Annotated in this window: 12 protein-coding genes; 1 reads left to right on the top strand and 11 read right to left on the bottom strand. The window is 45.5% G+C overall.

Features of this window, described 5'->3' with window-relative positions:
* Positions 1–112: 112 nt before the first annotated feature.
* The 10 genes from PLL47_RS13570 to PLL47_RS13525 form a co-directional block, all read right to left on the bottom strand.
* Positions 113–1,108, bottom strand: a complete 996-nt coding sequence (locus PLL47_RS13570) for a radical SAM protein (RefSeq protein ID WP_324446977.1) — start codon at positions 1,106–1,108, stop codon at positions 113–115.
* A 276-nt stretch (positions 1,109–1,384) separates the two neighbouring features.
* A complete protein-coding gene (gene rpl12p / locus PLL47_RS13565) occupies positions 1,385–1,699 on the bottom strand; it encodes a 50S ribosomal protein P1 (RefSeq protein WP_324446975.1) in 315 nt (104 codons plus the stop codon).
* 43 nt (positions 1,700–1,742) lie between these two features.
* Positions 1,743–2,789 (bottom strand): 50S ribosomal protein L10, encoded by a 1,047-nt coding sequence (locus tag PLL47_RS13560; protein WP_324446973.1) that lies wholly within the window; start codon positions 2,787–2,789, stop codon positions 1,743–1,745.
* On the bottom strand, positions 2,790–3,431 hold the full coding sequence (locus PLL47_RS13555; RefSeq protein WP_324446971.1) for a 50S ribosomal protein L1: 642 nt from the start codon (positions 3,429–3,431) through the stop codon (positions 2,790–2,792).
* 239 nt (positions 3,432–3,670) lie between these two features.
* Positions 3,671–4,156, bottom strand: coding sequence for a 50S ribosomal protein L11 (locus PLL47_RS13550; RefSeq protein WP_324446969.1), 486 nt, complete (start codon positions 4,154–4,156; stop codon positions 3,671–3,673).
* A gap of 118 nt (positions 4,157–4,274) precedes the next feature.
* The gene (locus PLL47_RS13545; protein WP_324446967.1) at positions 4,275–4,733 is read right to left on the bottom strand and encodes a transcription elongation factor Spt5; all 459 of its coding nucleotides are present in this window, start codon (positions 4,731–4,733) and stop codon (positions 4,275–4,277) included.
* Entirely contained in the window at positions 4,730–4,954 is a 225-nt protein-coding gene (locus PLL47_RS13540; protein ID WP_324446965.1) for a protein translocase SEC61 complex subunit gamma, read from the bottom strand. Before PLL47_RS13540 ends, PLL47_RS13545 begins: the two co-directional genes overlap by 4 nt.
* A gap of 427 nt (positions 4,955–5,381) precedes the next feature.
* Positions 5,382–6,500 carry a cell division protein FtsZ gene (ftsZ, locus tag PLL47_RS13535; protein ID WP_324446963.1) on the bottom strand — a complete coding sequence of 373 codons (1,119 nt, stop codon included), beginning with the start codon at positions 6,498–6,500 and terminating at the stop codon, positions 5,382–5,384.
* 479 nt (positions 6,501–6,979) lie between these two features.
* On the bottom strand, positions 6,980–7,570 hold the full coding sequence (locus PLL47_RS13530) for an endonuclease dU (RefSeq protein WP_324446961.1): 591 nt from the start codon (positions 7,568–7,570) through the stop codon (positions 6,980–6,982).
* A 131-nt stretch (positions 7,571–7,701) separates the two neighbouring features.
* Positions 7,702–8,997 (bottom strand): proteasome-activating nucleotidase, encoded by a 1,296-nt coding sequence (locus tag PLL47_RS13525; protein WP_324446959.1) that lies wholly within the window; start codon positions 8,995–8,997, stop codon positions 7,702–7,704.
* A gap of 57 nt (positions 8,998–9,054) precedes the next feature.
* Here PLL47_RS13525 and PLL47_RS13520 point away from each other — a divergent pair, with 57 nt between their 5' ends.
* Complete coding sequence (locus tag PLL47_RS13520; RefSeq protein WP_324446957.1) at positions 9,055–9,540, top strand: multiprotein bridging factor aMBF1; 486 nt, start codon at positions 9,055–9,057, stop codon at positions 9,538–9,540.
* A gap of 273 nt (positions 9,541–9,813) precedes the next feature.
* Here the strand turns inward: PLL47_RS13520 and PLL47_RS13515 are convergent, their stop codons facing one another.
* On the bottom strand, positions 9,814–10,656 hold the full coding sequence (locus PLL47_RS13515) for a TatD family hydrolase (RefSeq protein ID WP_324446955.1): 843 nt from the start codon (positions 10,654–10,656) through the stop codon (positions 9,814–9,816).
* Positions 10,657–10,753 lie beyond the last annotated feature (97 nt).

Genomic DNA, 10,753 nt, shown 5'->3' with positions numbered 1-10,753 from the left:
CCCACGCTGGTTTTAAGTCCTCTTGAGGGAGCGAAGCGACCGAAAAGGACACCGCCCTCCCGAGGCGGAACTCGGGTAGGACAGCGGGCTCCCGAATCGCAATTCGGGCGTTTCACATCCACTCGTAATGCATCAAAACTTCAGGATTGAAGCTCTGCATTAAACTATTCTCCGTATACCCGAAAAAGAGGCACCCCTTGCAGTTCTCTACAATTTCCTTCCTTTGCTGTGCAGAATTTTTCCAGACCTTCTCAAAGCCGTCCTTCATAACGTTCCCAAGGGGTTCCTGATGCACCCGGCAGGTCTCGGCAGTCCCGTCGTGCGTGACGTTAATAATAATGCCGCTAGCCATGCATCTGTAATCCATATTCCCGTCCCTGACCATCCGAAGGTAGGTTTTGGAGTTAATTATGGGGTAGCCCTGTTCCTTCATCTCGATTATGCGGTCAACGGTGCTGCGGAATTTTTCCTTATCTCTGATCCCTATTTCGTTCCAGATCTCCTGGTCAATTCCGTGAAACTCATGTACAGGCTCGAAAGAAACTTTTACACCCAGTTTTTCTGCAAGCAAAATGAGGGTTTCAATATCGTCAAGGTTTTTTCCTGTGAGCACACAGTTCATCAGGATCAGGTTTTTCTGTTTCTGGAGTTTCCTTACCTCAATAGCTTTTCTCAAGCCTTTCAGCAGGGTTTCAAAATCCATTTTCCTGATTTCTTTATAGCTTTCAGTTCCGTCTACTGATACTGAGAGGTAATCCACGTCTTCCAGCTCTTCTACTCTTTCGTAAAGCAGCTTTCCGTTCGTGACCATGGATGTAACCATCCCGAGCTTTTTTGCGTGAGCCATTATCAGGGGCAGGTCTTTTCTTAGAAGGGGTTCTGTTGTCCAGGCATTATAAACCCCTATCCCGAATTTCTTTGCATCATCGAGGAGCCTCAAGACCTCATCTCTTGAGGGCTCTTTTCCGGGTTCTTTCCTCCAGTATTCACAGAACTTGCAGCGCATATTGCAGTTGGCATTTACGCCGTGAGAAAGGACAAAAGGGCGCTTTTTGATCCTTATCTGCCAGAGGGCTCTTGATGCCAGGATAGGGTCAAATCGGGACATGGCGATCGTGTTTTGTCATTAATAAGAAGGACTCTTTTCACTCAGGGTCTATATATTCTATCCATGAGCTTTTTTATTATAACTTTTTTGTAAGAGAGCCCCAATATCAGGAGATTTATGAGATAAAGGTGTTCCATTCCAGAAAAAATAACTTCAAATTAGAAAATGCGAGCTTTTTGAGGGAAAATTATTTTAAACAATTCTAAAAATCATTACAATGTCGGCATCGCCAAAAAAAAGGGAAGCCCGCCCTGAGGCGAGCTGTTGATATTGAAATTATCCGAAGAGGGCGCCGAGACCGGCCATTCCGTCTTCTTCAGAGGTGTCTTCTTCTTCCTCTTCAGGCTCTTCGGCAGGAGCTTCTGCTGCTGCGGGTGCGGCTGCTGCGGGTGCGGCTGCTGCTGCAGGGGCGGCGAATGCTGCCTTTGCGATAGCTTCTTCGATGTCCACGCCTTCAAGGGCTGCGACAAGGGCCTTTGCCCTGGCTTCGTTCACTTCGATACCAGCTGCCTTAAGAACGGCAGAGATTGCGTCTTCGGTAATTGCTTTACCAGCGTTGTGCAATAAGAGAGCTGCATATATGTATTCCATCGTTAATCACCTAACTTTGTATTAGCGTAAATAGTAAATCTGTTTATCCGAAAAGGGCACCGAGTCCAGCCATTCCATCTTCTTCGGAATGGTCCTCTTCTTCCTCTTCAGGTTCCTCTTCCTTCTTTTCTTCTTTTGCTGCTGCAGGAGTTGCTGCTGCTGCGGCTGCTGCTGCGCTTGCGGCTGCTCCGAGAACTTCTCTCAGGTCGTCATCCACTGCATTTGCGTCCTTGTCTGCGGCTTTAGATGCAACAGATGTCATCTGGACATGGGCTTTTGCCAGCAGGGCATCCATGACTCCAGGTTCAAGGATAACAGCATTGACACCAAGGTTCTTTGATTCTGCATAAGCTTTTGCCAGCAGGGTGCCGATTGTTGCGCTTGTCGGGTATGCTGTGTTGACCGAGAGGTTGAAAGCGTTCTGAGCTGCCCTGATGATGTCAGAGAAGTACTTGCTTTCGTCAACTGCAAGGAGTTCCGGCTCATAAATTGTCCCCTCATCGTAGGCGGCTCTAAGGTCAAGACCTACAATCAGCGGGTATATCTCCAGCTTTGCAAGCATGGTTGCAAGCTTCTGCGGGACTGCCTCGCCTGCTTTACAGACAACCTTTGTTTCCTTTATTGCTACCTTTCCGGCTTCTATTGAGGCTGGAATTCCTGCGCTCTGGAATTCACCCAGAATCGGACCGGGCGGGAAACTGGTGGGCCCCTTCTGGACCATTATATCCACAGGAGCTATTGCGCCTCCTTTGATTGGAGAAGGAGTCTTTGTCTGCTCGAGCAGTTTGTAAAGCTTGAAGGGACTTTCATTGGAGAATACCAGAGCGGTCTGCTTGTCCAGATACTTATTCATCTCGGGAATAGTTCCCCCAAGCTGGTTTAATGCACGCTCTGTGAGGGTGTTTCTGGAGACTTTGAGCACCGCAACGTCCTTAAGGTCCCGGCGAATCTTCTGGATCTTGGTTGCGAGGATGCCTTCAATCCCTACCATCCCGAATACTTTGTGGGACTGGATGAGTTCTTTTATGTTTTCGATTTCATCCTTTTTCCACTGCGGGATGTGCTCGGTGTGATGCCTTTCTTCTGCCATTTACACCACCCTCTCTGATTTTCCCATAGTTGTCGTGACATAGACCGTTCTGAGGTTGTGCTTGCCCTTATCGAGGACACGCTCAAGCCTGGCCATAATAGTCTCGATGTTTTCGGCAAGGTCTTCAGGGTTCATATCCCTTCTGCCGACAGCCACATGGAAGGTAAGTCTGTCTTTTGACCTGAGCTTGACTGCATTTTGCTTGCTCTGAATCAGTTCACCGATGTCCTTGTTCGGCATGAGCGGGATAGGCATCTTACCTCTGGGTCCCAGAACAATACCAAGGTTCTTACCGATAATCGGCATGAACTGAGTTTCTGCAATAAAAAGGTCACATTCGTTTGCAAGAACTCTGGCTTTGTTTTTGTCAGCTGCCAGTTCCTCGAGCTCAACGTCAGAAATAACATACGCAGCACCGGCAGCCTTTGCCTTCAGGCCAACGTCACCTTTTGCAAAAACGCCGATCTTCAGCTCTTTTCCGAGCCCGTGCGGAAGAATTACTTCTTCATCGACTCTGTTCTTTGGTTGGTTCATGTCAAGGTTCTTTAAGTTAATCGCCAGGTCCACGCTTTCCGAGAAATTGCGTTTTGGCGACTCCTCAATTACTTTCTTGACAGCTTCCAGTATAGTCTTTTCTACCATCTTGTTCCTCCCCGTAGTGTTTGAACCAAATGTCCAGACAGCCGTTCCGGCTTACTACGGCGATCGTAGGGGCTCCCCTTCCGGGTTCTGTTAATCTTAAACAGCAAGCCACCAATAACATCCTTTTAGTTATTCTAATAGAAAACTGTTCAAGGCTGTTGTGCTATTAGTGGTATCTAATTTAAAACTATTGGTGAACAGCCATTTCCCGGATTTAAAGGTTGGAGGGGATAAAAGGCTTACCACTCCTCGCCTGCAAGCAAATCGTCAAATTTGCCTTCATCGAGTGCTTTCTGGCAGTCCTTTGCTTTCATTCCCTCTACATTCACGCCCATAGGGACACAGGTGCCCATAACCTCTTTCATTGTAGCCTTGAGGTCATAAGAAAGTACATCTTCCTTTTTCATACGGGCGATCTTTGCAACCTGCTGGATTTTGAGGTTTCCAACAACCTCGCTTCCTGCATTTCCTGACCCTTTCTGGATCCCGAGCTCTTTCATAACAAGGGATGCAGTCGGAGGGGTGCCTACCTCGATCTCGACGTTTTTCTTGTCGTCAACAATTACTTTCACAGGGACCTGCATTCCATTGTAGTCCCTTGTTTTTTCGTTGATCTTTTCGACCACTTCTTTTATGTTGACCCCGAGCGGACCAAGTGCCGGACCTAATGGAGGTCCGGGATTCGCTTTGCCTCCGGGGACAAGTGCTTCAACAATACTTGTCATCTGAGTCTCACCGGTTTTTATAAGTATGAATTTAGTAGATTTGTTTCAATCCACTCTGAGTACTGGTGATTTTGTTTATTAATAAGTTTGAATTTTCGGTAATCCATCCGATTCTGGCTTATTCGTTTTCTTTTTTGAGTATCCTTACGGTATCGCCGCGAATCGTGATTGGGATCGGAACCACAGCATCGAAGAGTTCCACAGTAATTTCTTCATGCCCTTCGTCAACCCTTTTAACCCGGGCTTTTTCTCCCTTGAAGGGTCCGGAGGTGACCTCAATTATTGCCCCTTCTTTGATTCCGGTCACTACTGGTTTGGGTTTGAGGAAGTGTTCGATTTCAGAGATTGAAGAACTCCCCTTTACAAGGGCTCTTGCATGTGGGATTGTCTGGATTGCCAGTTCGACAGTTCCGGATTTGGGAGCCTCGACAAGAACATATCCTTTAAGCTCATCAGGAGCCAGAATTGCCCTTATGTCCAGTTTCTCCTTTTTTGCAACCCTGGCAAGTGCCATTGCAACTGACCTTTCCTGGTTTGCCGTCGTTTTGATTACGAATATCTGTGAATCCTCACTCATTTGGCCACCCACTGGGGCAACATTGTCAGCAGTACATATATTATAAATCCAATTGCGCCCACAGCCAGAATACCGGCACCTGCAACTTTGGCAATGGTCAAGAACTCTTCCCTGGACGGTTTTTTCGTAAGTTTCAGGACCCTCAGGTGTGCCCGGATAGCCTGACCAACGCTTTTTGTATTTATATTCGGTAAATTCGGTTCAAACGTGGATTCTACCAATTAATTCACATCCAGGTTTTTATGTACATATTTAATTTTATCTGGAATTTCGCGCGCGGCTCTTCATCTGTTTGGTATGTCGCCGAACTTTGCTTTTTATCTCGCAGAATATCGGATTTTACTCATCAGGAAGAACGGGCGGATTATATTATTGATTCCTATTATATGAAGATATCACCGGCACGATCTTTTATACATCCAAAAATTTAGACGCAGGATTGTAATTCATATAAACCCCTAATCGTGTCAGCAAAAGTTTTCATTTCTGGTGCCGATTTGTATCGGCATCATACTGCATTTACCATAAAAATAGTTTTCGATTGGATTTATATTTCTACGTTCCTTCTTTTTAGGTTAAGATGAGGAAAACAGTATTTTTCTCCAACCGAACGTTTTTATCCATTTTTACTTTTTCATTCCTCTCTGATCACTCTACGAAGTCAATTCCGTACTTATATGTGATGTTCTTGTCGTTTCCATGCCCGTAAATCTGGGCAGAGGTAACTCCTGTGACCACAATCATAGTACGCACTGTCTTTTCGAGATTCGGATCAACCTGGGCACCCCAGATCAGGCGGGCATTGCTGTCTATGCGGCTGTAGACTTCCTGTACCACACACTCTGCTTCAGAAATGGTCATGTCAGGGCCTCCAACCACGTTAACAAGAGCAGAAGTCGCACCTGAGATGTCCACGTCAAGGAGCGGGCTGCGCAGTGCTTTCTGGACTGATTCAACAGCTTTGTTCTCGCCGTCTGATTCCCCAAGCCCTATCATGGCAACGCCTCCGTTTTGCATTACGGTTCTTATATCTGCAAAGTCGAGGTTTACAAGTCCGGGCTTTGTAATCAGTTCGGTTATGCCTTTTACTGCTCTCATAAGGACTTCGTCAGAGACTTTAAAGGCAGCCTGCAACGGAAGCTTTGGGACCACTTCAATCAGTTTATCGTTAGGGACAACGATTACTGTGTCAGCAACATCTCTCAGGCGCTCAAGACCTGCCTCGGCATTTGTCCTTCTGACATGCCCTTCGACGCTGAACGGAAGAGTTACAACTGCAATTGTAAGGGCGCCTGCATCCCTGGCTGCCTCAGCTACTATAGGGGCAGATCCGGTTCCTGTTCCTCCACCAAGGCCTGCGGTGATAAAGACCATATCCGAGCCCTGGACGATCTTGTTAATTTCATCAATGCTCTCGATTGCTGCATCTTCTCCTATCTGGGGGAGGCTTCCGGCTCCAAGTCCCCGGGTTTTCTTTCTCCCTATAAGAATCTTTTTACCGGAGCGAATGTTAAGAAGGTGCTGAGCGTCAGTGTTTATGGCAACAAGGTCTGCTCCCTCAATACTTTCGCCCATCATGCGCTGGATACTGTTTGAACCGCCGCCTCCACAACCTATCACTTTAATAGTTGTTTTAAGACTTCTCAGTATTTCTTCAAGCTCAGCATCCACTTCTAAGTCTTCGTTAGAATTATCTGAGGTATTTCCCTGCCCGCCGCGTCCTTCCAGGGCAGATCGAGCAAGGGCTTCTTCCACAATGGATCTCATGCTACTGTTTTCCTCCATTCTGCTGGGGTGATCATTTGATGGATTAATTAGAAACAAGTATATTTCAACACGGAACAAATTATTTTAACCATCACATATACAGTTTCCAATTTAATAGTTTTCCTTTTCTAGTTTTTGAATTTATACTATATGTGTTTAATAATTTTATTAATGTTACTCTATTTTCCTGTCAAAAGTTATATTTCTTGCTCTTGGGAACAATCTGGCATTTTCGTTTATATCTAACTTCTTTAATTCCTTTATGTTAAATGTATATTTTTTTATTTTTTATATTTTTTTGAGGCTGGTTCCTGTATTTTTATCTTTCCCTTTTTTCTTGATTTTTCATGTTCTCTCTTAATTTCACACTCTACCAGCTTATTTATGTTCAATCCCATGTTCGTTTTTCTGTTCTGATTTCTGGTGGCTTTTTGCCAGGATTCACCCATCTTCTCCGGTAAAACAAACTCGATTTCAGTTTATGCTTTTCCTTTTGATTCCCCCAGGATTATGCCCGTTGCAATCAGATGGGCGACTCTGAGAGGCTCTGGAATACTGCTTCTTATTGAAGTGAGGCGGACTATCTTTTCTGCATTTTTTGCTCCTATTCCGGCTTTCTGGATATAGATCGGAGTTTTTTTTCTTTCAGTAGCCAGTTTCTCTATTTCTCCTGCTTTTTTTATTATGCCCCAGCGCTCCTCTCCATCTGAAAAATGCCGGAGAGCAGATCGAATTTTTTCAAAATCCGGATAGGAACGCATGACCACAATAACAGGAAGCCCTGTTTCCCTGTAAAGCTCCTCTATATCGACAACATTAAAGCCTCCATAGGTGACTCCGTCAAGCATGATAATCCTGAGCTGGCCGTAATGCCTGCTATTCTTTATCATCCTGACTATTACTCCCGTAGCGTCAAGTCCGTCTCTGGTAATCTCCGAGCGCAGGACTCCGTCTATCCAGTCTCCACCTCTGAAAACAGTTCCTACTATCATTACTTTTTCGTTAAGAAGTGCAGAGTCATCTATGCCCAGAATTCGGATTTCGGGTTTTATATGAAAATCTGAATTCACAGCTACCTTTATGTCTGAATTCTAAAAATAGTTTGCCGGTTTCCCAGAGCCGCTTCAAGCGAAAATCTAAGGGAAACTGGAGATTTCTGACAAAAATGGAAGCCTCTGAAAGGCTTTTTCGCTGGATTTGTTTACACGAACATGGTTTCAGGAAGACTGACAGGCATCATCTTCTGCGTATCCGCAGACATAGATACCTTTTCCACTGCTTCGAGGAACTCTTCCATCTCAACCAGTTCCTTATTTTTTCTGACCGCGAACATGCCTGCTTCAGTAGCTATAGCCTTCAGGTCTGCTCCGCTCATTCCCTCGGTAGCTTTTGCAAGCTTTTTGAAATCGATGTCTCCTGCAAGAGTCATCTTTTCGCAGTGGATCTGGAGTATCCTTCCTCTGGCTTCGATTCCGGGCATTGGGACATGGACAAGCCTGTCAAAACGTCCCGGCCTGAGAATAGCAGGGTCAAGGACATCAGGTCTGTTTGTAGCCGCAATAATCCGAATGTTCTTTCTCTTGTCAAATCCATCCATTTCTGCAAGAAGCTGCATCAAAGTTCTCTGAACTTCTCTATCTGCGCCAGTCGTCTCGTTTAAGCGCCTTGCAGCTATCGAGTCCAGTTCATCAATAAAGATGATACTTGGAGATTTTTTCCGTGCCATCTCGAAGATTTCCCTGACCAGCTTGGAGCCGTCCCCTATGTACTTCTGTACCAGTTCGGAACCCACTACTCTGATAAACGTCGCATTGGTTCTGTGGGCTACGGCTTTTGCAAGCAGGGTTTTGCCCGTTCCCGGAAGCCCGTAGAGTAATACTCCTTTCGGAGGTTCAATGCCTATCCGGGAAAAGCGTTCAGGAGCAATTAGCGGAAGTTCAACTGCTTCCTGAAGTTCCTGAATCTGCTCCTCGAGACCACCTATCTGATCGTAATCAACTTCAACACTTTCAATAACTTCCATTGCAGCAACAAAAGGCTCTTCTGTGGAAGGGATAACCTCTGCAATGGCAAGTGTATGCTGGTTCAAGGCAACCTTTGCCCCTGGCAGCAGTTTTTTCTCGTCAATATACTGTGAGACGTTAACCAGAAACTGGGGGCCGTTACTGCTACGGACAATAATACGATCATTCTTGATCACGTCAATAACCGTACCAATGATCAGCGGAGAGGTTTTCATTCGATCGAGCTCGGATTGTAGCTTTCTGATCTCTCTCTCATACTTGATCTTCTGGTTCTCCAAATAGCGTTTCTCGGACTCTATCTGGCTACACTGCTCTTCCAGAAAACTGTTGCGGCTTTCAAGTTGCCTCACTCGGTCCTGGACGCTTTCAGTTGAATCCCCCAGCTCTCCAGGCTCGATTCCGTCATACACAGATCCGGGCTTCACAAGGTGACTGCGCATGCTTTCATCCTTACTTTTGGTACTTTCGGTCATGGAGCTCCGAATATTATTTAAGTTCATACCGTATATAGCGTTTTCGAAGTGATCAATATGCAGTGCGAAATATGTGGTGCAGAGATCCGCGGAAAGCCTATATGCATTACAATTGATAACAGTGAACTTCAGGTCTGCCAGAAATGTGCTCCCTACGGGAAGCCCGTTGACAAGAGGACCCCTGTGTCAAGAAAAGTCTCTCCAGTAGTTCGTACAGTACCACGAACTGAAAAGAAACCCAGAAAGGATTTTTTCGATATTTTAAAGGACGAGCTCCTGGACAACTACGATCAGATTATCCGGGAGGCAAGAGAAACCAGAGGCTGGTCTCAGGAAGACCTGGCTGAGAATATAAAGGAAAAAGCGTCTCTCATTAAAAAGATAGAGCGAAGAGAAATAGTACCCGAAGATACCGTTAGAAAGAAGCTGGAACATACTCTCAATATCAAACTTACAGAGCGCGTGGATTCCGCAGAGCAGGAAGTTTCTCACATGAGGAAAGACACTACTCTGGGAGACATAGTAAAAATAAAGCGCAAGTAATCGGTGAGTTTTGACTGTAAAGCTTTAAATCGAGGTTCTGTTTCAGCAGCAAAACTGTTTCTAGCGGGCTTTTTCGCTGGAAACAATCTGAGAAGAGGGCTTGCATCCGAAGAGATCCTGCTTTGAATCTCTTCAACTGCCCGCTCGAAAGGACTGTTTAATTAGAAGTACAGTCTTTTCGTGCATCTCCGTATTTTTCGTGTTTTATCAGGAATCTCCTCTTTTGTAATGCCTTTTTATTACTCTTTTCAGAACTCGTCCTTCCAAACGTCTTTAAAGCTCGATTTCTATGTCATAAACCTTTTCCGGATTCTCTTTGTGGATGGTCCAGAACGGTTCTTCACCATATGTCTCTATCAGTTTTATGGTCCTCTTCGGGATTGTTTTCGGTCCAAGCACTGCACCCGGCCTGTCAGGGTCATCAATATAATCCGTTTCCATCATAAAACGGGCTCCCTCTTCAATCGCCTGTTCGATTGCCCCTTTAACCGATATTACTCCCGGAAAAATCCCGAGTTCCTCGCAGGTTTTTACAAGAGGGGGAGAATAGTGTTTAACTACCCTGTACATTTTTATCCCTGTTTTTTTTGCTCTTTCAGCTATGTCCTTAAGTTCGGGCTCTCCAACACTTTCGGTGTGGAGCTGGACGGCACAGTCCTGTTCTTTTCCAAGAGAAAAGGCATGTTCCATTATCTCATTTGAAGCCTCCCATACCTCTGCGGGCACAGGATAGTGAGGGCGTCCTGACTTAATCCCCACCGCAAGACCTCTTTCCACGTATCCTGCAGCAAGCTCAAGTCCTTTTTTCATGGTTTCTGCCGCTTCTGAAAGCCCCATGTATTCAGTAAGCTTTGAGATCTCAGCAGGGTGAACCCCGAGAACCGGAAAAGCTCCAACTCCAATCTCGCGGATTTTTGATGCGATTTCCACGGTCTCGTCAAAGACGGCAAGGTAATCTTCGGGTTTTTTGACAGCAATCCCGAGGGACCAGCTGGGTTTCGTAACCAGGATTATATGTGTCCCTCCTGATTTCTGAAACTCTTTTACAGCTTCAATGCCTCTAGCTCTTGGATCTATATGCATATGGTTATCGGTAATCGGAATTTTTGCAGGCATTCTTATCTCCTTGAATGTTTCTGACCTTCTTCAAGATCTATTAATCCTTACTTCCCATATTTTAAGCGCATAATTTTCATAATCTTTTTGAGTTCTC

Origin of the sequence: Methanosarcina sp., from assembly GCF_035390745.1 — an archaeon.
GTDB lineage: Archaea > Halobacteriota > Methanosarcinia > Methanosarcinales > Methanosarcinaceae > Methanosarcina.
Note: the sequence above shows the minus strand (reverse complement) of the source record. Positions and strands in the feature narration are given on the sequence as shown.

Bases quoted from the DNA above. Each gene is read 5' to 3' on its own strand.
- PLL47_RS13570 (WP_324446977.1), bottom strand. From the start codon at position 1,108: ATGTCCCGATTTGACCCTATCCTGGCATCAAGAGCCCTCTGGCAGATA.
- rpl12p (WP_324446975.1), bottom strand. From the start codon at position 1,699: ATGGAATACATATATGCAGCTCTCTTATTGCACAACGCTGGTAAAGCA.
- PLL47_RS13560 (WP_324446973.1), bottom strand. From the start codon at position 2,789: ATGGCAGAAGAAAGGCATCACACCGAGCACATCCCGCAGTGGAAAAAG.
- PLL47_RS13555 (WP_324446971.1), bottom strand. From the start codon at position 3,431: ATGGTAGAAAAGACTATACTGGAAGCTGTCAAGAAAGTAATTGAGGAG.
- PLL47_RS13550 (WP_324446969.1), bottom strand. From the start codon at position 4,156: ATGACAAGTATTGTTGAAGCACTTGTCCCCGGAGGCAAAGCGAATCCC.
- PLL47_RS13545 (WP_324446967.1), bottom strand. From the start codon at position 4,733: ATGAGTGAGGATTCACAGATATTCGTAATCAAAACGACGGCAAACCAG.
- ftsZ (WP_324446963.1), bottom strand. From the start codon at position 6,500: ATGAGATCCATTGTGGAAGAAGCCCTTGCTCGATCTGCCCTGGAAGGA.
- PLL47_RS13525 (WP_324446959.1), bottom strand. From the start codon at position 8,997: ATGACCGAAAGTACCAAAAGTAAGGATGAAAGCATGCGCAGTCACCTT.
- PLL47_RS13520 (WP_324446957.1), top strand. From the start codon at position 9,055: ATGCAGTGCGAAATATGTGGTGCAGAGATCCGCGGAAAGCCTATATGC.
- PLL47_RS13515 (WP_324446955.1), bottom strand. From the start codon at position 10,656: ATGCCTGCAAAAATTCCGATTACCGATAACCATATGCATATAGATCCA.